The organism is Ruegeria sp. BHSC026, assembly GCF_059613065.1.
Map to the genome: position 1 here is coordinate 439214 of NZ_JBXWRV010000001.1, position 25530 is coordinate 464743.

At 63.4% G+C, this 25530-nt stretch carries 21 protein-coding genes; 4 read left to right on the top strand and 17 right to left on the bottom strand.

Annotated elements, in window-relative coordinates:
* Nucleotides 1-2 precede the first annotated feature (2 nt).
* Complete coding sequence (locus AC2FME_RS02195) at nucleotides 3-461, bottom strand: Lrp/AsnC family transcriptional regulator (RefSeq protein WP_496686637.1); 459 nt, start codon at nucleotides 459-461, stop codon at nucleotides 3-5.
* Nucleotides 458-913, bottom strand: coding sequence for an Lrp/AsnC family transcriptional regulator (locus AC2FME_RS02200; protein WP_496686638.1), 456 nt, complete (start codon nucleotides 911-913; stop codon nucleotides 458-460). The genes AC2FME_RS02195 and AC2FME_RS02200 overlap by 4 nt, the downstream gene beginning before the upstream one ends.
* A 131-nt stretch (nucleotides 914-1044) precedes the next feature.
* On the opposite strand from AC2FME_RS02200, the gene ilvC reads away from it, so the two are divergent.
* Both ilvC and AC2FME_RS02210 read left to right on the top strand, forming a co-directional pair.
* Nucleotides 1045-2067, top strand: a complete 1023-nt coding sequence (gene ilvC / locus AC2FME_RS02205; protein ID WP_496682193.1) for a ketol-acid reductoisomerase — start codon at nucleotides 1045-1047, stop codon at nucleotides 2065-2067.
* 72 nt (nucleotides 2068-2139) lie between these two features.
* Nucleotides 2140-3042: a DMT family transporter gene (locus AC2FME_RS02210; protein ID WP_496799495.1), complete on the top strand. Its 903-nt coding sequence runs from the start codon at nucleotides 2140-2142 to the stop codon at nucleotides 3040-3042.
* Here AC2FME_RS02210 and glmM read toward each other — a convergent pair.
* The 9 genes from glmM to AC2FME_RS02255 all read right to left on the bottom strand — a co-directional run bounded on the left by glmM (nucleotide 3036) and on the right by AC2FME_RS02255 (nucleotide 15361).
* Complete coding sequence (gene glmM, locus AC2FME_RS02215; protein ID WP_496686640.1) at nucleotides 3036-4382, bottom strand: phosphoglucosamine mutase; 1347 nt, start codon at nucleotides 4380-4382, stop codon at nucleotides 3036-3038. The two genes, AC2FME_RS02210 and glmM, sit on opposite strands and share 7 nt — an antisense overlap.
* A 36-nt stretch (nucleotides 4383-4418) precedes the next feature.
* Complete coding sequence (gene folP, locus AC2FME_RS02220; RefSeq protein ID WP_496799048.1) at nucleotides 4419-5417, bottom strand: dihydropteroate synthase; 999 nt, start codon at nucleotides 5415-5417, stop codon at nucleotides 4419-4421.
* Complete coding sequence (locus AC2FME_RS02225; protein WP_496682204.1) at nucleotides 5414-6334, bottom strand: dihydroneopterin aldolase; 921 nt, start codon at nucleotides 6332-6334, stop codon at nucleotides 5414-5416. Before AC2FME_RS02225 ends, folP begins: the two co-directional genes overlap by 4 nt.
* A gap of 102 nt (nucleotides 6335-6436) precedes the next feature.
* Nucleotides 6437-7813 (bottom strand): multicopper oxidase family protein, encoded by a 1377-nt coding sequence (locus tag AC2FME_RS02230; protein ID WP_496799496.1) that lies wholly within the window; start codon nucleotides 7811-7813, stop codon nucleotides 6437-6439.
* Between the two features lie 79 nt (nucleotides 7814-7892).
* Nucleotides 7893-8567, bottom strand: coding sequence for a cell wall hydrolase (locus AC2FME_RS02235; protein WP_496682209.1), 675 nt, complete (start codon nucleotides 8565-8567; stop codon nucleotides 7893-7895).
* A 152-nt stretch (nucleotides 8568-8719) separates the two neighbouring features.
* Nucleotides 8720-11260 (bottom strand): putative PEP-binding protein, encoded by a 2541-nt coding sequence (locus tag AC2FME_RS02240; RefSeq protein WP_496742327.1) that lies wholly within the window; start codon nucleotides 11258-11260, stop codon nucleotides 8720-8722.
* 88 nt (nucleotides 11261-11348) lie between these two features.
* A complete protein-coding gene (glyS, locus tag AC2FME_RS02245; protein ID WP_496799497.1) occupies nucleotides 11349-13607 on the bottom strand; it encodes a glycine--tRNA ligase subunit beta in 2259 nt (752 codons plus the stop codon).
* 9 nt (nucleotides 13608-13616) lie between these two features.
* Entirely contained in the window at nucleotides 13617-14828 is a 1212-nt protein-coding gene (gene gltS / locus AC2FME_RS02250; RefSeq protein ID WP_496682248.1) for a sodium/glutamate symporter, read from the bottom strand.
* A gap of 8 nt (nucleotides 14829-14836) precedes the next feature.
* Complete coding sequence (locus AC2FME_RS02255) at nucleotides 14837-15361, bottom strand: DUF6446 family protein (protein ID WP_496682218.1); 525 nt, start codon at nucleotides 15359-15361, stop codon at nucleotides 14837-14839.
* Nucleotides 15362-15452: 91 nt separating this feature from the next.
* Here AC2FME_RS02255 and AC2FME_RS02260 point away from each other — a divergent pair, with 91 nt between their 5' ends.
* Nucleotides 15453-16085 carry a MarC family protein gene (locus AC2FME_RS02260; RefSeq protein WP_496799498.1) on the top strand — a complete coding sequence of 211 codons (633 nt, stop codon included), beginning with the start codon at nucleotides 15453-15455 and terminating at the stop codon, nucleotides 16083-16085.
* An 8-nt stretch (nucleotides 16086-16093) separates the two neighbouring features.
* Here AC2FME_RS02260 and AC2FME_RS02265 read toward each other — a convergent pair whose 3' ends face one another.
* The gene (locus AC2FME_RS02265) at nucleotides 16094-17023 is read right to left on the bottom strand and encodes a glycine--tRNA ligase subunit alpha (RefSeq protein WP_496682224.1); all 930 of its coding nucleotides are present in this window, start codon (nucleotides 17021-17023) and stop codon (nucleotides 16094-16096) included.
* A 205-nt stretch (nucleotides 17024-17228) separates the two neighbouring features.
* Between AC2FME_RS02265 and AC2FME_RS02270 the strand changes: the two genes are divergently transcribed.
* A complete protein-coding gene (locus tag AC2FME_RS02270; RefSeq protein WP_496799499.1) occupies nucleotides 17229-18968 on the top strand; it encodes a serine protease in 1740 nt (579 codons plus the stop codon).
* A gap of 56 nt (nucleotides 18969-19024) precedes the next feature.
* Here the strand turns inward: AC2FME_RS02270 and AC2FME_RS02275 are convergent, their stop codons facing one another.
* The 5 genes from AC2FME_RS02275 to metZ all read right to left on the bottom strand — a co-directional run bounded on the left by AC2FME_RS02275 (nucleotide 19025) and on the right by metZ (nucleotide 25513).
* On the bottom strand, nucleotides 19025-20605 hold the full coding sequence (locus AC2FME_RS02275; protein WP_496799500.1) for a thiamine pyrophosphate-binding protein: 1581 nt from the start codon (nucleotides 20603-20605) through the stop codon (nucleotides 19025-19027).
* Complete coding sequence (locus tag AC2FME_RS02280) at nucleotides 20605-22053, bottom strand: TrkH family potassium uptake protein (protein WP_496682232.1); 1449 nt, start codon at nucleotides 22051-22053, stop codon at nucleotides 20605-20607. Before AC2FME_RS02280 ends, AC2FME_RS02275 begins: the two co-directional genes overlap by 1 nt.
* Before the next feature lie 52 nt (nucleotides 22054-22105).
* Nucleotides 22106-22750: a hypothetical protein gene (locus AC2FME_RS02285; RefSeq protein WP_496799501.1), complete on the bottom strand. Its 645-nt coding sequence runs from the start codon at nucleotides 22748-22750 to the stop codon at nucleotides 22106-22108.
* A gap of 277 nt (nucleotides 22751-23027) precedes the next feature.
* The gene (gene folE2 / locus AC2FME_RS02290) at nucleotides 23028-24131 is read right to left on the bottom strand and encodes a GTP cyclohydrolase FolE2 (protein ID WP_496799502.1); all 1104 of its coding nucleotides are present in this window, start codon (nucleotides 24129-24131) and stop codon (nucleotides 23028-23030) included.
* Nucleotides 24132-24322: 191 nt separating this feature from the next.
* Nucleotides 24323-25513 carry an O-succinylhomoserine sulfhydrylase gene (metZ, locus tag AC2FME_RS02295; protein WP_496799503.1) on the bottom strand — a complete coding sequence of 397 codons (1191 nt, stop codon included), beginning with the start codon at nucleotides 25511-25513 and terminating at the stop codon, nucleotides 24323-24325.
* Nucleotides 25514-25530 lie beyond the last annotated feature (17 nt).

Consider the following 25530-nt stretch of genomic DNA (forward strand, 5'->3'; position numbering starts at 1 on the left):
ACCTAGCCGATGGGCCCCGGTCGGCGTTCTTCGCTCAGAAGCACGTTGGCTTCGACATCTCCGGCCCCGGGCAGTGTCATGATGCGGCGGCGCAGAACACGCTCGAAATCCGCCAGGTCTCGCGCCACCACTCTCAGCCGATAATCATACAGGCCCAGAACGTGTTCCACAGTCTGCACCTCGGGGATGGCGCTGACGGCGCGTTCGAAATCCTCGAGGCTGACCTGCCCTTTGCGCGCCAGCTTGACGCCCAGAAATACGGTGACGCCGAACCCCAGCGCCTCGGCGTTCAGACGCAGCCTGCGCCCCTTGATGATGCCCGCCTGCTCCAGCCGCCGGATCCGGCGCCATGTCGCGGGCTGCGACAGCCCGAAACGCCGCCCCAGCGCACCCGCGCTCTGCGTGGCGTCCTGCGCCAAGGCGCGCAGCAGCTTGCGGTCAAGATCGTCCAGTTCGATCATACCGGCAGCACCTCGTCCCGTTTGACCCGCGCGATGTGCATCAGGGCCTCGATGTCGGCGATATGCGGCAAGGTCAGGATACGGTCGCGATAGACCTGCTGATAATGCGCCATGTCCCGCGCGATGACGGACAGGCGGACATCCACCCGCCCCAGAAAGGTCTGGATCTCGATCACCTCGGGTACCTTTCGGGCCGCCGCGGTAAACTCGTCGAAGGCGCGCGGCTGGGTCTTGTCCAGCGTCACCCGCAGCGACACCTCGACCGCATAGCCCATGGCGGACCAGTCAATCACGGCCTCCTGCCCCTGAATGATCCCGGCGGCCTGCATCTTCTCGATCCGGCGCCAGCACACGCCATTGCTGATCCGGCACCGCTCGGCCAGTTCGGCGGTGCTCAGGCTTGGCTCGGCCTGGAAATGGCGCAGGATGCGGCGGTCGATATCGTCAAGCATGAATTTTTCGTTTTTTCTTATTTCCAAGAATTATTGTTTACATCTTTCGTCAATATCCAATCCCAACGCTCTCGCCAATAGCAATCGTCACAGATAGAACCGCATCAATCGAAACAGAAAGGACCGGCAAAATGCGCGTCTATTACGATCGCGATTGCGACATCAACCTGATCAAGGACAAGAAAGTGGCCATCCTGGGCTATGGTTCCCAAGGCCACGCCCACGCGCTGAACCTGCGCGACTCGGGTGCCAAGAACCTGGTCGTCGCCCTGCGCGAAGGCTCGCCCTCGGCCAAGAAAGCCGAAGCCGAAGGCCTGCAGGTGATGGGGATCGCCGAAGCCGCGGCCTGGTGCGACGTCATCATGTTCACCATGCCCGACGAGCTTCAGGCCGAGACCTACAAGAAATACGTGCATGACAACATCAAGCCCGGCGCGGCCATTGCCTTTGCTCACGGCCTGAACGTGCATTTCGGCCTGATCGAGCCGAAAGAGGGCGTGGACGTCATCATGATGGCGCCCAAAGGCCCCGGCCACACGGTGCGCGGCGAATATGTCAAAGGCGGCGGCGTGCCCTGCCTGGTGGCCGTTCACACCGACGCAACCGGCAAGGCGCTGGAAATCGGCCTGTCGTACTGCTCGGCCATCGGCGGCGGCCGTTCGGGCATCATCGAGACCAACTTCCGCGAAGAGTGTGAGACCGACCTGTTCGGCGAGCAGGCTGTTCTGTGCGGCGGTCTGGTCGAACTGATCCGCTGCGGTTTTGAAACTCTGGTCGAGGCCGGCTATGCGCCCGAGATGGCCTATTTCGAGTGTCTGCACGAGGTGAAGCTGATCGTGGACCTGATCTATGAAGGCGGTATCGCCAACATGGACTACTCGATCTCGAACACTGCGGAATACGGTCAATACGTCACCGGGCCACGCATCCTGCCCTATGAGCAGACCAAGAAGGCGATGAAAGAGGTTCTGTCGGACATCCAGCAGGGCAAGTTCGTGCGTGACTTCATGCTGGAAAACCAGGTGGGCCAACCCTTCCTGAAGGCCTCGCGCCGGGCCAATGACGAACACCAGATCGAAGAAGTCGGCAAAAAGCTGCGGGGCATGATGCCCTGGATTTCGGCCGGCAAGCTGGTCGATCAGGAAAAGAACTGAGCCGGAACGGTTGAAACCAAAGGGCGGCCACAGTGGCCGCCCTTTTCATGCACAACGGATGAACGGCCAGCGATGGTGCATCAACCCGACATACGCGACTGGAGCGGCGTCATTGCCCTGGGCCTGATCTGGGGCGGCACCTTCATGGTTGTCGCGATGGCGTTGGAAGGCTATGGCCCGATCACGGTGGCCACGGCGCGGACGACTCTGGGGGCGGTGATGCTTCTGGCTTTGATGGGGCTGGCCGGGCGGCGCATCCCCAGCCTGACACCAAGTCTGGCGTGGTCGGTAATCCTGATCGGCATCCTGTCCACCGCGCTGCCTTTCGTGCTGCTCAGCTGGGGGCAGCAATATGTGCCTTCGGCTTTTGCCGGGCTGTCCATGGCGGCAATTCCGCTGATGGTGCTGCCGCTGGCGCATTTCTTTTCGGATGAACCCCTGAACGCACGCCGGTTCGTGGGGGTATCGCTGGGATTCACCGGAGCGCTGACGCTCATCGGCCCAGGGCTGGCGCAACTGGGCAGCGGGGCCGAACCGCTGGCACAGCTGGCCTGCATCGGGGCGGCATTCTGCTATTCCGTGGCGTCGATCCTGACCCGGCGCTGCCCGCCGATTGACCCGGTGGTTCTGGCCGCGCTGACATTGGCGGTGGGCGCAGTGATCCTGCTGCCGGTCATGATGGCGACCGAGGGCGTGCCCGCCCCGCAGGGCTTGCGCCCAACTCTTGCGCTGATCGTACTGGGGCTTGTGCCCACGGCCTTTGCCACCCTGCTGCGGGTGTCGATCATTCGCAGCGCCGGGTCGGTCTTCATGACGCTGGTGAACTATCAGGTACCGGTCTGGTCAATGATCTTCGGCGCGTGGATCCTGTCCGAGGCGCTGCCGTTGCGGTTCTACATCGCGTTGGCGCTGATCCTGACCGGAATGGCGATCAGCCAATGGTTCAGCCTGCGCAAATTGCTCTTGGGCTACTGACGCGCTGCAGCTTCGACCTCGGCCACGATCCCATCGACCACCTGCGCCAAAAGGGCGTCATCCTCGCATTCCGCCATCACACGGATCAAGGGCTCGGTACCCGACTTGCGGATCAGCAGCCGCCCTTGCCCGTTCAGCCGCGCCTCGGCTTCGGCGATCGCGGCCTTGACCGTGTCCGCTTCCAGCGGGGCTTGCCCCTCTCCATATCGTACATTTTTCAAAAGTTGCGGCACGGTCTCAAACTGCTGCGCCAGATCCGAGGCTTTGCGTCCGGAAATGACCATCTCGGCCAGGAAATGCAGCCCCGCCATCAGGCCATCACCGGTGGTGGCATAGTCGCTCATGACGATGTGGCCAGATTGCTCGCCGCCAAGGTTGAACCCGCCTTCCCGCATACGCTCGACCACATAGCGGTCACCGACCGCCGTCCGTTCCAGCCGCAGCCCGCGCGCGCCCAGGAACCGCTCCAGACCCAGGTTCGACATGACGGTCGCAACAAGAGCGCCGCCTTTCAACCGTTCGGAAGTGGCCCAGGCGGTGGCCAGAAGGGCCATGAGCTGATCACCATCGGCGACCTGTCCGGTCTCATCCACGATCACCACCCGGTCGGCATCACCGTCGAGGCAGATGCCCACATCCGCCCCATGCGCCACAACGGCCTCGGCCGCCACGCGCGGCTGGGTCGAGCCGCAGCCCAGATTGATGTTCGTGCCGTTGGGCGCCGTTCCCACCGGGATCACCTCGGCCCCCAATTCCCACAGCACCTCGGGCGCGGTGCGGTGTGCGGCCCCGTTGGCACAGTCAATCACCACCTTCAGACCGTCCAGCCGCAGATCGCGCGGCAGAGATGACTTGACCCGCTCGCCATAGCGGAACCGCGCGTCATCGACACGCCGGGCGCGCCCGATATTCTGCGCCCGCGCGGGTTTGACACCCGCTTCGATAAGCTGTTCGATCTCAAGTTCGGCCTGGTCGGACAGTTTGAACCCATCGGGGCCGAAGAACTTGATCCCGTTGTCCTCGGCCGGGTTGTGGCTGGCCGAAATCATCACACCCAGATCAGCCCGCATCGACCGGGTCATCAGCCCGACCGCCGGTGTCGGCACCGGCCCCAACAGCAGCACGTTCATGCCGGTCGATGTCAGACCCGCCGTCAGCGCACTTTCCAGCATATAGCCCGACAGGCGCGTGTCCTTGCCGATCACCACCCGGTGAACGCCCGAGCCATCCCGGCGGAAGTAGCGCCCCGCGGCCGCGCCGATCCGCAACGCCATCTCGGCCGTCATCGGATAGGTGTTGGCGGTGCCCCGCACCCCGTCGGTTCCGAACAGCTTGCGCATTCCTGCTTTCTCCGGTTGGTCCTGCCTGCGACCCGATTACCGGACAGCGGCCCACAGGCGCAAGGCCTGAGCGGTCTCGGCCACGTCATGTACCCGGATGATCTGTACACCTTGCGACAATCCAGCCAACGCCACGGCGATTGATCCCGGTGCGCGGGCATCCTTGCGCGGTTCCTTGCCGATCCGGCCGATGAAGCCTTTGCGCGATACGCCCAGCAGGATCGGGCAGCCCAACCCATGAAACAGGCTTAGATTGCGCAGCAAGGTCAGGTTGTGTTCCTCGGTCTTTCCGAACCCGATACCCGGATCAACGATGATCCGGCCCCGATCCAGCCCGAGGCCTTCCAGCCAGGCCACCTGCCCGGACAGGAAATCGTAGACGTCCAGCAGAACGTCGTCATAGGTCGGGTTGTCCTGCATCGTGGCCGGGTCGCCCTGCATGTGCATTACGCAGACCGGCGCATCGATCTCGGCGCAGAAAGCGCCAAGTGCAGGATCGAAGGTAAAGCCCGAAACGTCGTTGATCAGCCCTGCACCGGCCTCGACCGCAGCCCTGGCCACGGCGGATTTGCGCGTGTCGATCGAAATCAGCGCCGGTGTCTCAGCCCGGATCGCGCGGATCAAGGGCTGGGTACGGGCGATCTCTTCGTCCTCGGGCACGAAATCCGCACCGGGGCGGGTGGATTCACCGCCGATGTCCAGAATGGTTGCTCCGTGCGCGACCATATCCCGGGCCGCCGCCCGCGCGGCATCAGGCGTGTTGTGCTTGCCACCGTCGGAAAAGCTGTCGGGCGTGGCGTTCAGGATGCCCATGATCTGCGGCTGCGTCATATCCAGCCCGGCAATCGCGGCGCGCGGTTGCGTCAGTCGGTCGAGCCACGTTTCAGGGATGTCGGCGGCTGCAACGATCCGGGGTGCCGCGTCACGCCGCAGGCATTCGGCATGGGTGAACCACAAGCCCTGCCCCGCCAGCGGCGAGGCCCCGTCCGGGCGCACAGGCCCATGTTGCACCAGTGGGCGATAGTAACTGGTCACAGTTGCGCCTGCTCCACCGGGACCGCCCGCAGCGGTGTCTTGGGCGCCTCGGGCAGTTGCCCACCGATGACCAGCATTTCGCTGGCTTCGAAAGTGGCGGCGAACCAGGCCGCCAAGGCCACCGCATCGGACGGTGCCGCCGAAGGCCCATCGACCGCATCCAGCACGATCTTGGACGGTGCCCAGACACAGATCTGGCCGTTCTTCATGGCCCAGTTCAGCTCGGTCCGGGTCGACACGACGACACAGCGCGGGTCGCGCGCTGCCAGCACCCAGGCGTTCTGCTCGATCGCCAGCAGGTCGATCCGGCGCTGGGTCATGGCGTGGCCGGTCTGCGGCACTGGCAGATCGGACGCGCCGACGCACAGGATCAGCGGCCGCTGCCGGCTCTCCAACTGGTCGATCCAGCCCGACAAATTGTCGGACTCAATCGCTGCGTTCGACAGAAAGACCAGCCTGGGATGGGGACGCTCTTCCTCGATGACATCGTGGTGGACGGCATCCTTGCCACGCACGATCTCGACCCCCAAAGCGCCGGGGCCCCGATCCAATTTTTCGATTCGAACAAAAGCTCTTACCGCCTGAGGTTCAAGCAGAATCCGCTCGGCGATCCGTTCGGCCAGCGTTTCCAGAAGGTTCAGACGCTCAGCCGCCAATTCGTAGGCGATGGCCTCGGTCACCCGGTCGTAGGACAGGATGCGGTCGACGTCATCGTCGATCTGCTCGGTCAGCGGGCGCACCTCGACCACGATGTTGAAGCAGATACGCTGGGTGGTGCCCCGCTCGGCCTGAAAGGCGCCGATCTCAACCTCGACGATGTGATCGCGCAGGGAAATGCGATCCAGCGGTCCGCGTGGCGCGGTCGCCTCGGACCGTTCGGACGGATGCGCAAAGGCAAGGCGGATTTCAGAGCTCATGGCACAGGCCTTTTCGGGCAGCTTGGACAGGTTTGCCCAAATTATTCGTTGGGCGCGGCTATAGCACTCAAACAAACGCCATTCCAGCCGCCGAAAGCGGCGTCAGGTGACGCGGTACCAGCTCATCATACCAGACGCGGCATGGCCCAGCATGTGACAATGCAGCAACCAGTTGCCCGGGTTGTCGGTTACCAGCGCTATCTCGCGGGTTTCGCCACGTTCGACAAGAACCGTGTCGCGCCACGGGCCAAGACTTCCGTCCGGCAAGACCAGACGAAAATGGTGGCCGTGCAAGTGCATGGCGTGCGGAAAAGCTGTTTCGTTGACAAAGGCGATCCGGTGAAGGCTGCCAAGGGACGCATCCAGAAACGGGTCGTCGGGGCGTTCGGCATAACCGTTCAACGCCCAGAACCGGCCCAACTGCGCCAGTTCGCGGCCAGACAATTCCGTATCGCCCAGCCGGGCACTATCCAACCAGCGCATGGCCCCGCCCTGCAGTGTCATGCGGTGACGCGGAACGCCATCCAGCCCCCTGATCTCGGGCAAAGAGTTTGGCGGCAGCGGCTGAACACTTTTGCGGGGCACCGACGCGGCCTGCCCCGAAACGTCCAGGCGCACGACGCCAAAAGCGCCGTCGCGTTCTCGGCTGAACAGGCCGGCCGGGCTGCCATCTTCGGCCACGACGTCGACGATCACATCCGCCCTCTGCGCGGGGGCCAGCGGGAATGTGTCTTCGATCGCGATCGGGTCCGACACCGGCATGCCGTCCAGCGCGACGATCCACCCCGCCAAACCATCAAGGCCCAGATCGAAAATGCGGGCGTTCGCGGCGTTGATCAGGCGCAACCTTAGGCGTTCGTGGCGCTTGACGGTATAGGAGGGGTCGAAACGTCCATTGACCGTCACAAGGTTGCCAAGGCGTCCGGCATGGCTGAGGTCGTGCCCATTTTCGAAATCACCGGTGATCTGCGCGGTTTCTGGGTCGAGCCGCCAGTCGTCCAGCATCAAGGTCAGATCCTGATCGACATCCGGCGCCTGGGGCTCTTCGACGATCAAGGGGCCATAGAGCCCGCGCGCCACCTGCTCGACCGATTTATTGTGGGCGTGGTACCAAAAGGTGCCCGCGTCCGGCGCGACGAAATCATAGTCGAAAACGCCGCCCGCCGGCACCGCATCCTGCGTCAGCCCGGGCACACCGTCCATGTCGTTGGCAATGCGGATACCGTGCCAATGCACCGAGGTGGCCTGCGGCAGATCATTCACCAGACGGCGCTGGACCCGCGCACCCTGTTTCACCTGTATCGGCAGGCCCGGTACCCGACCGCCATAGCCCCAAACACCAGTCTGTGGGTAACCCTCGGGCGCGATCAACTGCGTTCCCTCGCGCGCCTGCAGGGTCGGCGGAGCAGCTTGGGCAAACGTCGGATAAGCCGCAAACGCTGCAGCAGATTTCAATAGGTCTCGGCGGCTTGGTTTCATCACGGGTCTCCTTTCCCGCAACATAGCCTGCCTTCACCCCCGCGCCATCAAGCGTACAGCGCGGGTGCGTCAATTCGCGCTAGTTGCTCGCTGTCCGGTAGTTGTGGCGATAAAAGATGTGCACGCCGATCCTCGCGGTCTCTTTGTAGACCCGCGCCCAAGACGGGCGAACAGCCTTGGTGTGATAATGCGTTGCGCCCGACGTGAGCGGTTTACCAACCCCATCCATGGCCAGACGCGCCACCTTGGCAACACGCTCATAGGCCTTCTTTTCACGGATCACCTCTTTGCGGCCGTCGCAGGTGTAGGTAAATTGGCACTGATACTTCTTGCCGGTACCCTGACGGATCACGCCGCAAACCGAATTGGGGAAGCGGCTGCTTTCAACCCGGTTCAGAATCACCTCGGCAACCGCGAACTGGCCGCGGACGCTTTCACCGCGCGCTTCGAAATACAGCGCTTCGGCCAAGCATTTCCAGTCCTCTCCGCCGGCCGCCTTGGGCAATTGATCGAGCCATCCTTTCGAGTAGGTAACCTCAACCGGCTTGACCTCTTTGCGTGGTTGGAAAAGCTTCAGGTAATCACGGAAGCCTTGTCCCGGCAGCTCGTTGCGGGACACCAGTTCACGCTTGGCGGAATCGGTGGTCTCTCTCTCGGCGACGGACGCACTCGGCAGCACGGTTGCCGCCGCAATGGCAACAGCCAGTATGTAACGTATCATCAGATAACCTCGCACAGGCACTTCACGCGCCATACCCTCCCCCGGCGGGCGCGAGGGGGGTTTACCCCAGACGGGGCGAAACGTCCAGTTTTGAGGATTCGGCAAGAGAAATCTTGCCCGTCGGGCCAAAAAAATTGGCCACAGGTCCACCCCAAGCCCACTATTCTTAGGGCTCGGAGGGCAGGTCAACCCCCAAGTTTTGACGCAATCGCCAATTGAGCGGAAGCCAGCCGAGCGACCGGAACCCGGAACGGAGAACAGGACACATAGTCGAACCCAAGGTCCCGGCACAGGGCGATTGATTCGGGGTTACCGCCATGTTCACCGCAAACCGAAAGCGTAACATCCGGCCGGGCCGCACGCCCGCGTTCCGAGCCCAGCTTCAGCAGCTCCCCCACCCCGTCGGCATCCAGAACATGAAACGGATCCTCTGAAAATACGCCCTGCCGGACATAGGCCGACATGAACCGACCGGCATCGTCCCGCGACAAACCATAGGTCATTTGGGTCAGGTCATTGGTGCCAAAGCTCAGGAACGACACATGGGGCGCGATCTCTTCCGCGCGCAGGCAGGCGCGCGGCGTTTCGACCATCACGCCCAGGCGGTACTCAAAATCCTGCCCCCGCTCGGCCGCGACGGCTGCGGCCACCGAGTCGATGCGGGCCTTGACCAGCTCGACCTCGCGCTTGGCCGACACCAGCGGGATCATCACCTCGGGAACCACCGGGGCGCCGTTCTTGCTGGCCTCGAGGGTCGCCTCGAAAATCGCGCGGGCCTGCATGTCATAGATTTCGGGCACCGTCACGCCAAGGCGGACGCCGCGCAGGCCCAGCATGGGGTTGTATTCGCTCATCGCCTCGACCCGGCGCTCAACATCCGAAACCGGCAAGTCCAGCGCCTCGGCCAGTTCACGCTGGCCGCTGCGGGTCGTGGGCAGGAATTCGTGCAGCGGTGGGTCGAACAGGCGGATGCAGACGGGCTGCCCTTCCATGATTTCGAAAAGCTGTACGAAATCCGCGCGTTGCATAGGCAACAGCCGCGCAAGCACCGCCGCGCGACCGGCAGGGGTCTCGGCGAAAATCATCTCGCGCATCACGATCAGGCGACCGGGGTCGAAGAACATGTGCTCGGTCCGGCACAGGCCGATCCCCTCGGCCTGGAACCGGCGCGCGACCTGCGCATCGGCGGGCGTGTCGGCATTGGCGCGAATGGCGATGTCGCGTTCAGCATCGGCCCAGCCCATCAGGGTCTGGAAACAGTCGTCCAGCGCCGCCTCGAGCATTGCCGGCTCACCCGCCAGTACCTGCCCGGACGTGCCGTCGATAGTCAGAGTGTCGCCGGTCTTGAACACGCGACCGTCCGGCGCCACCAGATGTTTCTTCTTGGTCTGGAACCTCATCTCGGACGCGCCGACGATACAGGGCAGCCCCAGACCGCGGCCAATCACGGCGGCGTGGCTGGTCATCCCGCCCTTTTCGGTCAAAACGGCCACGGCCGCATGCATGCCCCGCACATCCTCGGGCGAGGTTTCGCGGCGCACAAGGATGCAGGGCTCGCCACGCGCGGCGCTGGCCTGCGCTTCGGCCGAGGTGAACACGATCCGCCCACTGGCCGCCCCCGGGCTGGCCCCGATGCCGGTAGTGAGCACGTCACGCTTGGCCTCGGGATGGACCTGCCGGTGCAGCAACTCGTTAAGAGAATGCGGATCGATCCGCATCACCGCCTCTTGCGGCGGGATGATTCCGTCTTCAGCCAACCGAACGGCGATGCGCATCGCGGCGCGAGCGCTGCGCGGTACGCGCACGCCGTCCAGAATATGCACCTTGCCGTTCTCGATCACGAATTCAACCTGCATTTCCTCGCGCAGCTTTTTGCGCATCAACGCGGCATGTGCCTTGAGGTCGGCAAAGGCTTGCGGCGCCACATCCTCGAGCGACGGTCCGCGGGGGTCCTTTTCCAGATAAAGTGCGGAAACGCCTTCGCCCAGCGCGTCGCGGCCCTGGCTCTGGCTCAGATAGCGGCCCGTGATCTGCGGCAGACCCGTCGTGGGGTCGACCAGTTGCAGAACACCCGAGCCGCACTCGCCCTGCCCGACGCCCGGAATCATCTCCTGGATCACCAGACCCAGCCCGGCATCGGCCGGCGCCCCCTTGGCCTGACGCAGCAATCGTGCCGACGTTCCGTCCCACGCCCGCGCCATCGAGCGCAGCACCCCGATCAGCTGCTCGCCACGGTCCTGTGGGAACTCCTCGTCGGTCTCGTCCTCGTAGGCGCGCAGGGTCTGGCGCAGCCCGCTGCGACCGTCGCCCTCGATATCGTCGAACACATCCGGATCCAGCCGAGCGACGTGGATCGCATAGCTTTGCACAAACCGCAGATACAGGGCGGCGGCGGCCTCGGCCCCCATCTTGTCGGACAGCTCTACATAGCGCGCGTCGTTCATGCCGATGTTCAACACCGCGCCCGGCCCACCCCAATCGGGGTCCTCGGAACTGGGCCGGACGCACAGCAGCGCCGAAGCATCGAATTGTTCCAGCACCGCCTCGATGTCGGGCACCTCGCCATCGGCGATCCGCTGGACGGCGTCGAAAGACAGCGCCACGGTGCGCGGCACTGGCAGGTTCAGCCGCACCAAGCGTTGCAGGCATTTCGCCCGCCCGCCATGCGTATTCGCGGCGATGGGCGCATCGGGTGTGACAAGCGTTGTATGTGGATTATTCTGCACTGCGGCACCTTTTGGTTTCTCCGCAGCATAAGCGCCTGCGCCGGTCGCGCAAGGGCCGAGTGGGCGCGCCGCGGCGCGCCCGTGGGCCTCAGCCTTCGATCTTCGTCAGGTCCGCGACGCTGGAACAGATCTGGCGGATCTGGCTGAGAAGGTTCAGGCGGTTGCGGCGCAGCACGGCATTGTCGGAATTGACCTGAACGTCCTCGAAGAATGCGTCGATCGGCCCGCGCAGCGCGGCCATCGCTGCCATCGCCGCCGGGAAATCCTCGGCCTCGAGTGCCGGCGCGATCTTGGCCTGCGCCTCCTCCAGCGCGGTGAACAGGGCCTTTTCGCTGTCGGTTTCAGCAAATTTCGGATCGGCCCCGAAGGAATATTCCACGCCGTCCTTTTCCTCGGCCTGGGTCAGGATGTTGTTGGCGCGTTTGAATCCCTGCACGAGATTCTCTCCATCCTCGGTCGCGATCACCACATTCAACGCGCGGGCGCGTTTGACCAACAGGTTGATGTCATCATTCCCGTCCATCGCGATACAGGCGTCGATCACGTCGTGGCGTATGCCTTCGTCACGCAGAAAGACCTTGAGCCGGTCGTGGACGAAGGTAAGCAAATCTTCCAGGATCACCGCATCTTCGCGGAAGCTGGAGTTCCGGTCATTCAGCGTGTCCCACAACGTACCGAGAATTCCACGCTCGGCAATCATCGACGCCAATGCCTCGATCCCCAGATCATGCAGTTTGTCGACCTCGACTCCCATGATCCGAGCGTATTCCGCGCGCTTTTCCTCGATGGTTTCACCGGCCGAGGTGTCACGCTTGAGAGCGTGCGGGAAGTAGGCCCAGACACAGGCCTCTTTCAAATCCAGCCTCAGATCGTTCTCTAGGATCAACCGGATCACCCCCAGCGCCGCGCGGCGCAGCGCGAACGGGTCTTTCGAGCCGGTGGGCTTTTCATTGATCGCCCAGAACCCGGTCAGCGTGTCCAGCTTGTCAGCCAGCGCCACGGTCATCGACAGCGGTGCCGCCGGAACATCATCCGACGGGCCCAGCGGGGAGTAATGCTCCTGCGCCACGGCGGCCACGGCGGCGTCTTCACCGGCGGACGCGATGTAATAGCGGCCCATAAGCCCCTGAAGTTCGGGGAATTCATACACCATTTCAGAACTCAGATCGGCCTTGGCCAGCCGCGCGGCCTTTTCAGCCTGATCCGGGTCGGCACCCGTCACCGGGGCCAGTTCGCGGGCCAGCGCGGCAATGCGGTCGATCCGCTGGGCCTGGGTGCCCAGCTTGTTGTGGAAGGTCACGTTCTCAAGCGCGCGGGTCCATTGCGTGATGTCTGCCTTGGCAACGCGCAGATCATTTTCCCAAAAGAATTTTGCATCGGCCAGACGGGCCGACAGCACCTTCTGGTTTCCGGCCAGAATGGTCGCGCCATTGTCGCTGGTCTCGCGGTTGGCGACGGTGATGAACCGCTCGATCCGCCCCGTCTTGGGATTGCGGACCGAGAAGAATTTCTGGTGCTCTTTCATCGAGGTCTGCAGCACCTCGGGCGGCAGGTCGAGGAATTCATCGTCGATCTGCCCCATCAGCACCACCGGCCATTCGACCAGCCCGGCTACCTCGGCCAGCAGGCCCTTGTCCTCGACCACCTCCAGACCGGCAGCAAAGGCCAGGTTCTGTGCGTCGTTCCAGATGTGCTCGGCCCGTTCCTCGGGCGACAGCACGACAAAGGCGCGCTTCAGCTTGGCGGCGTAATCCTCGAACCCGGTCACGGCAAACCGGCCGGGCGCCATGAAGCGATGGCCCTCGGTGGTGTCACCGGTCGTGATCCCGTCGATCTCCATCGGCACGACCTGCGCACCGCCTTCATCGCTGAGGATGCACAGGATCGAATGCAGCGGGCGCACCCAGCGCAGCGAGGAACTGCCCCAGCGCATCGACTTGGGCCAGGGGAAGTTTCGGATCGTGTCGGCCAAAACCTCGGCCACGATCTCGGCCGCCGGGCGACCCGATTTCTCGATGGTGGCAAAATAGACCGCGCCCTTGGGCGTCTCGCGCTCTTCCAATTGGTCGCGGCTGATCCCCGCGCCACGTAGGAAGCCTTCGATGGCCTTGTCCGGCGCGCCAACCTTGGGGCCCTTGCGCTCCTCGCGGATGGTGGGGCTTTCGGCCAGCAGCCCCTCGACCGCCAGCGTCAGGCGGCGCGGCGTGGTCAGGGCGTGGGCGTGGGCATAGGTCAGACCGGCCTCTACCAGACCGTCGGTGATCCGTTTTTTCAGATCCTCGCCGGCGCGGGTCTGCATGCGCGCGGGGATTTCCTCGGAAAACAGTTCGATCAGCAGGTCGGGCATTTTCGATCCTTAGAAATTGACGATCGTCTGGATGACGATGGCATTGGCGATATCCACGAAGAATGCGGATACAAGGGGGAGCACGATAAAGGCAATAGGCGAAGGCCCGTATCGCTTGGTTACGGCGGTCATATTGGCAATTGCGGTCGGTGTCGCGCCCAGCGCGAAGCCGCCAAACCCCGCCGCCAGCACGGCCGCGCGGTAGTTGGCGCCCATGACCGGGAACAGAACCCAGATCACGAAAGCCACTGCAAACAACGTTTGCGCCGTCATGATCACCACGATCGACAGGCCCAAATCTGCGATGGTCCACAGCTGCAGGCTCATCAGCGACATGGCCAGAAACGCGCCCAGCGCAAACTCCGAAATCAGCGCCAGCGACGGCGTGCGCGACACAGGCGCAGCGCGCGGGGCCAGCAGCGGACGCAGGTTGCCGATCACGATGCCCATGATCAGGCACGGCACGAACAACGGCAGTTTCAAACCCGCGGCCAGGATAACCTCGGACAGAGCATAGCCCGCGATGATGGCCATGTTCAGGTACAGCAGCACCCGCATCACCGTCAGGTGGTCGATCTTCGCGGCAGCGTCTGACGGCTCGTCGGGCAAGCCGATCGTGTGTTCCTCGTCCGGGCGGTTTGGCGACAGGTCGCGCCCTTCGATCAACAGACGCGCGATGGGGCCACCGACCAGCGCGGCCAGAACAAGCCCGAGGGTCGCAACGGCCACCCCCAACTCGGTCGCGCCCTCAAGCCCGGTGGCCTGCGCGACCTCGGGCGCCCAAGCGATGGCGGTGCCGTGGCCGCCGATCAGGGCGGCCGACCCGAACAGAACGCCGGACTGCGCCGGATAGCCAAAGGCCGCCGCCCCCGCCGCGCCGATCAGGTTCTGCGCCACGATCGTCAGCAGCGTGAGGATCAGCAGTAGCAGCAAGGGCTTTCCGCCTGCGATCAGGTCGGACAGCCGGGCGTTCAGGCCGATCCCGGCAAAGAACAGCACCAGCAGGAAATCCCGCGTGGTCAGGTCGAACTCCAGTTCGATCCCGAACAGCAAATACAGCGCAAGAACCACCAGTGAGGCCAGCAGGCCTCCGGTCACAGGTTCGGGAATGTTGAACCGACGCAGAACCTCGGCGCGGGCGTTGATCTCGGCGCCCATCAGGTAGACTGCAAAACCCAGTGTTGCCGTCACGAAACCGGGGATATCCAAGGTGAACCCCATCCTGCCGCTCAGCTTTCCGGGCGGGGCGGACATTCCTCGCCGACCACGGTGCCGTCATAGGCCTTTTCGCCGCAGTTGTTCAGGACGTGCCAGGCAAAGCCGCGCCCGTCCTGGGTGACCGCAACCACCCGGTCCACGCCATAGTGGATGTTCTTGACGCCGATGAACGCGCGGGCCGAACCGCTTGCCAGCGCCTTTCCCAACGCCTCGGCGTCGTAGCAGTCGAACCAGCCCGGTGCCGTCAGCGGCTCGGCCTTTTCGGCGGGTTCGAACTGCTGGGCCAGTTGATCCGGTGTTAGATCCGTCGTGAAACAGGCCCGGTACCGGATCGGAGAGCTGTCGGCGTCGATGGCTTGAAACCCGTCATAGGAAATGGGCACCGTCGCGCCGCTTTGCCGGTCGGTCAGAACGACATCCCGGCCGGGGGTCGGCGTGACGGTGTAGTAGTACCCGTAGACCTGCAGGTAATACATGGCCACGCCCGCCATCACCGCGCAGATCACAATGAGAATTGCCAGCAGCTTTCCGGTCATAGATCACGCCTCCTGTTCACGCAGCGTCTTTCAAGTCGTCCGAAAATGAGACAGTGTCGGAACCTGAACCTGATATCGTAAGGCTATTTGCATGGATCTGACACTGGCCACCGGATTTTTCGGCGCGCTGTTTGCGATCATGAACCCGATCACCAACCTGCCCGTTTTCCTGACCGTGACCGAGGGCCTGGACCTGGGCGACCAGCGCAAGGTTGCGGTCAAGACCGCCGTGTACTGCCTTGTTCTCGGGGGTCTTTTCGCCATCCTCGGCAATCATATTCTGGGGCTGTTCGGGATCAGCGTCAATGATCTGCGGGTCGCTGGCGGCCTTGTGGTTCTGCTGTTCGGGCTGAACATGCTGAACGGCGGCGAAACCAGCGCGCATCACGGGACGGACAGCGAAAAACAGGCCTACCCGGCGCCCGAGACTGTCGCCTTCTATCCGCTGACCTTTCCCATTCTCGTGGGGCCCGGCACCATCACTACGGTCATCCTGTTTGCCCATCATATCAGCAACGTTGCCGATGCCATGCTTTATGCCGGGGTGTTTTTGGGCGTGACGCTGCTGTTGCTGGTCACGTTCTGGAATGCCGCGGCCCTCGGCCGGCGCCTGTCGGACAACGCCCGCGTCATCATGAGCCGTCTGATGGGCATGATCCTGTCGGCCATCGCGGTCGGCATGATCGCGGACGGCCTCAAGGCCCTGCTGCCGGGATTGGCCTGAGCGGCCCATCAGGCCTGGTACCCGGCCGCCTCGGTCTGCACGAAGGCATCGGCGCATTGCTTGGCCAGCGCCCGCACCCGCCCGATGTAGGCCTGGCGTTCCGTCACCGAGATCACGCCGCGCGCGTCCAGAAGGTTGAAGATGTGGCTGGCCTTGATGCACTGGTCATAGGCGGGATGTGCCATGATGATGCGCTTGCCCGTCTTGGGGTCCGCATGCTCCTGGCTCAGGATCGCAGCGCACTCGGCCTCGGCTTCTTCGAAATGGCGCAGCAGAACCTCGGTATTGGCCACGTCGAAATTCCAGCGGGCGTATTCTTCCTCGGTCTGCTTGAAGATGTCGCCATAGGTCAGCGGGATCGGCGATTGTGGATCGTTGAAGGGCATGTCCATCACGTGATCGATGCCCAGCACATACATCGCCAGCCGTTCCAGCCCATAGGTCAATTCGCCCGAGACCGGCGCGCAGTCATGGCCGCCGACCTGCTGGAAATAGGTGAACTGGCTGACTTCCATCCCGTCACACCAGACCTCCCAGCCCAGGCCCCATGCGCCCAAGGTGGGGCTTTCCCAGTCATCCTCGACAAATCGGATGTCATGCAGGTCCATGTCGATGCCGATGGCCTGAAGGCTGCCCAGATACAGCTCCTGAAGGTCCGGCGGGCTGGGTTTGATCAGCACCTGGTACTGGTAATAATGCTGCAGGCGGTTGGGGTTTTCGCCATAGCGGCCGTCGGTCGGGCGGCGCGAGGGCTGCACATAGGCCGCAGCCCAGGGCTTGGCGCCAAGTGCGCGCAGGGTGGTTGCAGGGTGGAAGGTACCGGCGCCGACCTCCATGTCGTAGGGCTGCAGGATGGCGCAGCCCTTCGAGGCCCAGTAGTTTTGAAGCCGCAGGATGATTTCCTGAAATGAACGTGGTGCGCTTGACGGTTCGGTCATGACATTCCCTTTGGGCGCGGATGTGCCCGGTTCCGGTCGGTTTGGCCCTTCCTATGCAAGGGGCCAAAGGGCGTCAACGGGCCAATGGCCGCTGGCTGTCACTGTGCCGCCACACTGGAAATTCCCCGTGGCCGGGCCATGGCTTTCGCCCTGGTGAATCGCGTAACCTGTTCCTTGACCAAGACACCGCACCAACGGGCAGAAAATGACACGTATTCTAGTTGCATTTATTTTCACGATTTCCTTCGGTCTGCGGGCCGCGATCGCTCAGCAAGGCACCGACCCCGGCGTCTGGGTGCAGATCGAGGCGCAGCCCTCGCTGCGCGAGGCGCAGGAGCGCGCCCAGGCCTATGCCAGCGATCTACCCGACGTGAACGGGTTTCGCCTGAACAGCGGCTGGTACGCCATCGTCATCGGCCCCTATCTTCGTGCAGATGCCGAACAGGTACTGCGCGTCTATCGGGCCGAGCGTCAGATCCCGTCGGACAGTTTCATCACCTTTTCCGCCGCGCTGGGGCAGCAATTTTGGCCCATTGGCGCGAATGTCCTGAACCGGGGCGCCATCACGGCCCCTGTCCAGCCCGAGCCCGAACGGCCCCAGGCCGGTCTGACCCCGCAACCATCTGACGAAACCCGCGCCCAGGCTCTGCAGTCCGAACGGCGGCTGAACGCGCAGGAGCGCAAGGACCTGCAGACCGCCCTGCAGGCCGCGGGCTTCTACAGCGCTACGATCGACGGCGCATTTGGGCAGGGCACCCGCCGGTCGATGGCCGACTGGCAGCGGTTCAACGGGTTCGAGCCCACCGGCGTTCTGACCACCGCACAGCGCAAGGTGCTGATGGATGACTACAACGCACCGCTCATCAGCGTTGGCATGCAGCGCCATGTCGATGACCGCGCCGGGATCTCGATGGACCTGCCGCTGGGTGTCGTGACCTTTGACCGGTACGAGGCTCCATTCGCCCATTTCAAACCGAAGGGCGATCTGGACGCCCGCGTTCTGTTGATCAGCCAAGAGGGCGACAACAACACCCTGCGTGCCCTCTACGAGGTGATGCAGTCGCTGGAAATCGTCCCCCTGAACGGCCCGCGCGAGATCAGTCGAAACCGCTTCTCGATCGAAGGTCGGGGCAAAGGGATCGTTTCCCATACCCAGGCCGAGTTGAAGGATGGCCGGATCAAGGGTTTCACCCTGGTCTGGCCCGAGGGGGACGAGGCCCGCCGCACCCGCGTTCTGGCCGCCATGACCACCAGCTTTGCCCGGCTCGACGCGGTGCTGGAATCGTCCGCCGGTGCAACGGCCAGCCAGAGCGTCGATCTGATGTCGGGCCTGCGCATCCGCAAGCCGCGCCTGTCACGGTCGGGCTTCTTTGCCGACCCGAGCGGGCTGGTCCTGACCGTAGCCGAGGCCGTCCAGAACTGCAGCCGCATCACCCTGGATGACGATCAGGACCTAGAGTTGGCCCACAGCGACCCGGATCTTGGTGCGGCGGTGCTGCGACCGGCACGCAATCTGGCGCCGATGGCCGTGGCGGCCCTGAACGACGCACCTCCGCGGCTGCAGTCCGAAGTAGCCGTGGCCGGGTATTCCTACGAAGGCGCGCTGGGTGCCCCGACGCTGACCTTTGGCAAGGTCGCAGACATCCGCGGGCTGAACGGCGAAACCGGCGTGACCCGCCTGAACCTTGCGGCGCAACCGGGGGACGCAGGCGGGCCGGTCTTTGACGATCACGGCAATGTCGTGGGCATGTTGCTGCCCACCCGGGCCGAAGGCCGCACCCTGCCACGCGATGTCAGCCTGGCGGCCGCCGCCGACCACCTGCATGACCTTCTGTCAAAAGCAGGTGCCACGGCCCAAACCGCGCAGGAAACCGGACAGGTCTCGCCGGACGAACTGAACCGCCGGGCAATCGGTATGACGGTCCTGGTGAATTGCTGGGACTGATCCGGGCCTTGTGAACCGACCGAGGGCGCCGCAGTTCCATGCGGCGCCTTTTGCGATCAACCGTTCAGGATTTCGGGCGTCAAATGTATCAGCGTGGGCCGCGGCGCCTCAAAGGCCGTCCGCACCGCATTTTGCATGTCGGACAGTGACGCAGGGGCCGCTGACAAGGCACCGAATGCCTCGGCCAGTTTGCAGAAATCGGGGTTGCGCGCCACCACGGCGTTGGGGGCGATTTGGCTGCTGACCATGCTGTCCTCGATCTCTTTCAGCTTGCCGTTGTCCCACAGGATGATCGGCAGCGACAGAGCCAGCTCTACTGCGACGCCCAGTTCCTGCATCGTGTAGTGAAAACCGTAATCCCCCGCGATCACGGCGGTCGGCTTGCCGCGCCGCGCCACCGCACCACCGATCGCCGCCGGCAGGGCATAGCCCAGGGTGCCGAACCCGGTCGGATGATGCCAGTGGTGGGGAAAGGCCATGTCCCAGACCTCTTTCGCGGCATAGGCGAACTGGGTCATGTCGGAATAGATCATCGTGTCGGCCGGCATCGCCGCGCGCAGGGCATCGGCCACGGGCACGATACCCGGGCGCTCGGCATCGACCTCGGCCCGCCAGCGCGCGCGCGCCTCGGCCACCTCGTCGGGGCTCCAGCCGGTTGCGGGCTTGGCGGCTTCGGTGGCCGCCCACAGGGCCAGCGCAAAGCTCTCGGCATCGGCCTGCAGCTTGACCGCGGCCCGGTGGCGATCCGACAGCACCTCGGGGTCCAGATCGACCCGCACCAGCGTTGCCTTGTGGCCCAGGTCGTCGCGCCACAGATCCACCTCTCCCAACTCGGCCCCAACTGCGATCACCAGGTCGGCGGACCCGATGACCTCGGCGCTGCCCGGACGCGGCAGCATGGCGCCGAAATCCAGCGCGTATCCCGTGCCGACCAGCCCCCGCCCGGCATAGGTGGTGAAACAGGCCGCGCCCAGATTGATCAGGATCTGGCGCCACAGGTTCGACCGGGCTCCGCCTCCCAAAATGAACAAAGGCCGGCGCGCGATGTTCAGCAGCGACAGGACCGGGGCGATGTCGGGCGCCAGCGCGCGCACCCGTTGCGCGTCCTGGTTGGGAAAAGGCGCAGGATCGGCCTCGGCCTCGAGCCGGCCAATCGGCACCTGGATATGCTTGGGACGCGGACGCTGAAGCGCGAATTCCTCGAAGGCGCGCTCGATCAGGCCATAAACCGCTTGCGCGTCGTTGGCCTGGCACGACCAGTCGGCCACGCAGCCCGCAGCGGCGCGCTGATCCTTCATCTGGTGCAACTGGCCCCGCTGGGCTTGGGACTCGTCCAGGCACGAGGACAAAACAAGCATCGGCACTGAGTCCGTGTACCCCTGCCCCATCGGCGTCAGGATATTGCACAGGCCCGGCCCTGTGATCACATAGGCCACGCCCGGCTTGCCCGTGGCGCGTGCGTAACCGTCGGCCATGAACCCCGCGCCCTGTTCGTGCCGGGCTAGGACATGGGCAATACCTGCCTCTTCGATCCCGCGATACATTTCCTGATTGTGCACGCCGGGGATGCCGAAGATGACCTCGACCCCCCGATCCCTGAGCATGTGGGAAATCTGCGCGCCCAGCGGTCTTTTCATCAGCCTCTCCAGAACCTTATGGTGAACAGGACATAGACGGCCATCAACTCCAGCCGCCCGGTGAGCATGCCGAAGGTCAGCAGCCACTTGGCCGTGTCGTTCAACCCGGAAAAGTTTCCGGCCGGGCCGATCTGATCGCCCAGACCGGGGCCGACATTGGCCAACGCCGTGGCCGCGCCCGAGACGGCGGTGATGAAATCCAACCCGGTCAGGGCCAGTGCCCACGACAGCCCGCCCAGCGACAGGGCGAAGAACATGAAAAAGCTCATGACCGAGGTCAGCACGTCGCGGCTGATCGGGCGGCCGTCATATTTGGGGATGAACACCCCATGCGGTGACCGGATGCGCTGAATCTGCGCCTTGATCGAGGCAAACAGCAACTGATACCGGAACACCTTGATCGAACAGGCGGTCGAGCCCGCACACCCGCCGATCAGCCCGATCATGAAGAACATCATGATCGGAAAACTGCCCCAGGCCATGTAATCGACGCTGGCATAGCCGGTTCCGGAAATGATCGAGGTGATGTTGAACAGCGACTCGCGCACCGCCTGTTCCCAATGATGCGGAAAGACCGAGGTCAGGAAAACCGCCATAACCATCACCAGCACGGCGATCGTGGCCAGGAACACGCGGATCTGACTGTCCTCCCACAAGGAAGTGGTCCGGCCGTTCACGAATTGCACATAGCGCACGAAGGGCAGCGCTGCGAGGATCATGAAAACGGATGCCGCATATTCTGCAGGCCCCGAAAAGGTGCCAAAAGACGCGTCATAGTTCGAAAATCCGCCGGTCGAAATCGTCGTCAGCGCATGTACCAGCGCGTCAAAGAAACTCATCCCCAACCCGGCATAAACAAGGCCACAGACAAAGGTCAGAAAGACGTAGATCAGGGAAATCTGGCCCGCGATCTCCTGCGCGCGGGGCAGGATCTTCCCCATGGTCTCGAAACCTTCCGAGCGGAAAATCTGCATACCGCCGACCTTGAGCTCGGGCAGGAAGACCATGGCCACGACGATGATGCCGATCCCACCCAACCATTGCAGGATTCCACGCCACAGCAGCAAACCGCGCGGCAGGTCGTCCAGCCCGGAAATGACCGTCGATCCGGTGGTGGTCAGGCCGGACATCGCCTCGAAATAGGCATCGACGAAGCGCAGCTCGGTCGCGCCGAAGATGAAGGGGATCGCGCCGAACACAGGCAGCGCGACCCAAACCGCCGTGGTCAGAAGAAAGGTCTGGCGGATCGTTAACCCCTCACCTACGCCGTTCGCGCAGCTCATTGCCAGAACGACCCCGGTCAGAATCGTGATGACGCCGCTTTCAAAGAAAACGGTCCATTCGCCACGGCCTTCGATGACGTCGGCAAGCATGGGCAGAGCCATGGTCGCCCCGAGAATGGCGACCAGCAATCCAATCACATATCCGACAGGGCGAAGATCAATCATGAGGCGCAGGGTTGGCGCGCCCGCCCGGAACTGTCAAGCAAGCGTAGAGAGATCAGTCCGTGGTTGTGACCTTTGGCTCCGGCATCGCCGGCGGCTTGGACGGCGCCCGGGTCCGGCGTGGCGTAGGCTTGGCGGTCGCGGCAACCGGCTTGGTCGGGGCGGCGACCTCTGCCGGCGCGGGCACCTTGTTCGGCTGAACGTTCGATGCCGGTTTCGCGGTAACCTTTTGAGGCCGAGCCGGTTCCGAGACCGCACTTTTGGGCGCTGCGTTCCGCTCGGAAACCTTGGCCCCGGCGTCGGTTTTCGGCGCGATGGCGGGAGTCGTGGCTTTTGAAGCAGCGGCTTTCGGCGTCGCTACCACCGATGGCTTGGCCGCCTTTTGCGCGGGTGCCGGCTTCGCGGCGGGCTTCGCCTGCGCTGCGGTGGCTTTAGCTGCCAGCTTGGGCTTGGCCACTTTGGCGGCAGACTTGGGACTAGCTGCGGCTTTCGCTTTGCGAACAGGCTTAGGGGCAGGGCGTTTGGCCGGTGCGGCCGCGGTCGCCTTCGTCCCTGCACTTGGCACGCCAAACGGCGCCAAGGGCAGTTCGAATGCCGAACGAGCTACGATTTCCATAAGTTTCAACTGGCTGGCAACGGCATGGCCCGCTAGGCGCATGGCAGCGGCTTGAAGCTCAAGCTGATGGGCAATCGGATTCATTACATGTCTCTCCTGTAAATACGAAGCAGCCGGAAACCTGAGGGGCAAAACCCTTGCCACACCGAACCATCGGGCGATCAGAGGCGGGGTGCAGTCCAAGGCGATGCACGTCTCGGCTTCCTTTCGGGATGGCACACCCACCCGTGCGGATGCGCCGATGCTGCATTCACAAGAATCGTATCGCATAAATGCCGCACGCGCAGCAAAATTTGCTGCGATGCGGCGAAAAGGCGCTGAACCGACAGATCCTGCGCATTTTTTCAGCAGCTTGCGCCGATCATCCCACGTGGAACAGCGTCGAGAACAGGCGCGGGTCCAGGCTGGATGCGGCGAAAGTCGGCCCTTCGGTCAGGATCGAGACCGCGTCATGGCTGTGCAGGCTTTCCTGGTGGCTGGCGATCACGCGGAAGTCACCGATATGGTGATCGGCCAGAAGCTCAGCGCAAAACAAACGCGCGGCATCTTCGACGAAAATCGGATTGGCGGCATTCAGTTCGGCAAAGGCCTGTTCATCCTCGCGCTTGACCATCACCTGGGTTTCGGTGGGCACGGCCCGGCGGCACAAGGCGATCAGGTCCTCGAACCAAAGGCAATCGGCGTCACTGTCGACCACGACCGAGATCCGCGCCACCGACCGTTGCGAATGCGGCGTTGCCAACTGCCCCCGCACCGATCGGGCGTGTTCGCTGAGTTCCAGCGAACACGGGCATGTCGAAGAATAGACATAGTCCAGATGCATGATCTTTTGACGGACCCCGCCCTGTTCAACCAATTCCAGCGCGATGTCATAATACTGATATCCCTCCAGCCCCGACCGCAGGCTCTTGACCCGTTCGGGGTAGGAAAAGCGCATCTGCAGCCGCGCGTCGAAGCTGTCGAGATCGGTCAGGTAATCGCTCAGCGCGGCCTCCATCACCTCGAAACTGAACGTACGCTCGGCATGTTTGTAGAAGGACCGCATGATTCGGGACATGTTGATGCCCTTTTTGTCGGCCTCGAGGCTGACGGTGCCGGTGACCGAGGTCTCCAGCGTCAGGTCCGGGCCGTTCTTGCTGTGGAACCGGATCGGCAGGCGGAAATTCGAGATGCCCACATGCTGGATCTGCTGTTTGGCACCACGGATCAGGCTGGACGGACCGTTCTGAAGGTCGGGCAAGGCAGATTTGTAGGCGTCGTCGACCTTAAAGTCGTCGGGATATTCACGCGACATCGCAGGGTAGTTTTCCGGCATCAACCCAGGCACCAGGCGCGCCACCACCGGATCAAGCTGTCTAATCTCGGCCGAGCTTGCGCCTTTTGCCCATTTCCGCAGGATCTTGAGAGCCTCGGCGGCCGCGTCCCGATCAGGTTTCTCGTCAATGTCGCGCGAATGAATGTTCATCGGCTGCATATCCTCAGTGTGTCGTCAGGTCATCTGTGACCACGGCGAAAGCCTCAGTCTAACCCAATACGGTTGAGATAGCAGCCCGGATTGAAAAAACCATCTTAAAACCGCCGCTTCCGAACGGATTGCGCCCTTGTCCCGATCTGCCTTTCGCCGATGCCGATGTGTTCACCCGCCCAATTGCGCCATTAGTCCGCAGCAGCCGACAATGCCTGTCGTATATCCGCCAGCAGATCGTCGGCATCCTCGAGCCCTACGGAAAAGCGGATCAAACCGGGCGTGATGCCCAATTCGTCTTTCTGGGCTTCGCTCAGCCGCTGGTGCGTGGTCGTCGCTGGATGGGTAGCGATGGACTTGGCGTCGCCCAGATTGTTCGAGATCACCGGGATCGTCAGCGCGTTAAGGAACCGGAAGGCCGCGTCCTTGCCCCCTTTGATGTCCAGCGACAGAACCGTACCGCCCTTACCCCCCAGCTGGCTCTGCACCAGAGCGTTTTGGGCATGAGATTTCAGACCCGGATACATGATCCGATCCAGCGACTGATGGCCTTCCAGCGCCTCGGCCAGCTTCTGCGCCGTCTCGGCCTGCGCATTGACCCGCAGCGCCAACGTTTCCAGCCCCTTGAGCATGATCCACGCGTTGAAGGGGCTCAGCGCGCCGCCGGTATGCTTCAGGTAGGGCTCCACCGTGCCGCGGATGAACTCGCGACTGCCGAGGATCACCCCGCCCAGCGCACGCCCCTGCCCGTCGATATGCTTGGTCGCCGAATAGACCACCACATCGGCACCCTGCTCGATCGCCTTGGAAAAGACCGGGGTCGAGAACACGTTGTCCACGATCACCGTGGCCCCGACCGCGTGGGCCAGCTCGGCCACGGCCTGAATGTCGACGACCTCGAGCGTCGGATTGGACATGGATTCAAAGAACACCGCCTTGGTTTCGGGCCGGATCGCCGCCTTCCACTGGTCCAGATCGGTGCCATCGACGAAAGTCACCTCGACCCCGTACCGTCCAAGGATGTTTTCCAGGATAAACAGGCACGACCCGAACAGCGCCTTGGCCGAAACCACATGATCCCCGGCCTTGAGCATCGAGGTCAGTGCCCCGTTCACCGCCGCCATGCCGGATGCGGTGGCAAATGCGTCTTCGGCCCCTTCAAGCGCAGCGATGCGCTGCTCGAACATCGAGACGGTCGGGTTGCCATAACGGGCATAGATGAACTCATCAGGCCCGGATTCGATGAACCGCGCCTCGGCCTGTTCGGCGGTGTCATAGACGAAGCCCTGTGTCAGGAAGATCGCCTCGCTCACCTCTTTGTATTGACTGCGGCGGATTCCACCATGCACGGCCTTTGTGCGCTTGCTCCAGCTGTCGCTCATCTCGTCCCTTTCCGCCC

Excerpts from the sequence above, each read along its gene's own strand:
- AC2FME_RS02225 (WP_496682204.1), bottom strand. The coding sequence starts at position 6,334 with ATGAGCTCTGAAATCCGCCTTGCCTTTGCGCATCCGTCCGAACGGTCC.
- AC2FME_RS02280 (WP_496682232.1), bottom strand. The coding sequence starts at position 22,053 with ATGATTGATCTTCGCCCTGTCGGATATGTGATTGGATTGCTGGTCGCC.
- ilvC (WP_496682193.1), top strand. The coding sequence starts at position 1,045 with ATGCGCGTCTATTACGATCGCGATTGCGACATCAACCTGATCAAGGAC.
- AC2FME_RS02230 (WP_496799496.1), bottom strand. The coding sequence starts at position 7,813 with ATGAAACCAAGCCGCCGAGACCTATTGAAATCTGCTGCAGCGTTTGCG.
- metZ (WP_496799503.1), bottom strand. The coding sequence starts at position 25,513 with ATGAGCGACAGCTGGAGCAAGCGCACAAAGGCCGTGCATGGTGGAATC.
- AC2FME_RS02210 (WP_496799495.1), top strand. The coding sequence starts at position 2,140 with ATGGTGCATCAACCCGACATACGCGACTGGAGCGGCGTCATTGCCCTG.
- gltS (WP_496682248.1), bottom strand. The coding sequence starts at position 14,828 with ATGGGGTTCACCTTGGATATCCCCGGTTTCGTGACGGCAACACTGGGT.
- folE2 (WP_496799502.1), bottom strand. The coding sequence starts at position 24,131 with ATGAACATTCATTCGCGCGACATTGACGAGAAACCTGATCGGGACGCG.
- glmM (WP_496686640.1), bottom strand. The coding sequence starts at position 4,382 with ATGCGCAAGCTGTTCGGAACCGACGGGGTGCGGGGCACCGCCAACACC.
- AC2FME_RS02200 (WP_496686638.1), bottom strand. The coding sequence starts at position 913 with ATGCTTGACGATATCGACCGCCGCATCCTGCGCCATTTCCAGGCCGAG.
- AC2FME_RS02285 (WP_496799501.1), bottom strand. The coding sequence starts at position 22,750 with ATGAATCCGATTGCCCATCAGCTTGAGCTTCAAGCCGCTGCCATGCGC.
- AC2FME_RS02260 (WP_496799498.1), top strand. The coding sequence starts at position 15,453 with ATGGATCTGACACTGGCCACCGGATTTTTCGGCGCGCTGTTTGCGATC.
- AC2FME_RS02275 (WP_496799500.1), bottom strand. The coding sequence starts at position 20,605 with ATGAAAAGACCGCTGGGCGCGCAGATTTCCCACATGCTCAGGGATCGG.
- glyS (WP_496799497.1), bottom strand. The coding sequence starts at position 13,607 with ATGCCCGACCTGCTGATCGAACTGTTTTCCGAGGAAATCCCCGCGCGC.
- AC2FME_RS02195 (WP_496686637.1), bottom strand. The coding sequence starts at position 461 with ATGATCGAACTGGACGATCTTGACCGCAAGCTGCTGCGCGCCTTGGCG.
- AC2FME_RS02270 (WP_496799499.1), top strand. The coding sequence starts at position 17,229 with ATGACACGTATTCTAGTTGCATTTATTTTCACGATTTCCTTCGGTCTG.
- AC2FME_RS02265 (WP_496682224.1), bottom strand. The coding sequence starts at position 17,023 with ATGACCGAACCGTCAAGCGCACCACGTTCATTTCAGGAAATCATCCTG.
- AC2FME_RS02235 (WP_496682209.1), bottom strand. The coding sequence starts at position 8,567 with ATGGCGCGTGAAGTGCCTGTGCGAGGTTATCTGATGATACGTTACATA.
- AC2FME_RS02255 (WP_496682218.1), bottom strand. The coding sequence starts at position 15,361 with ATGACCGGAAAGCTGCTGGCAATTCTCATTGTGATCTGCGCGGTGATG.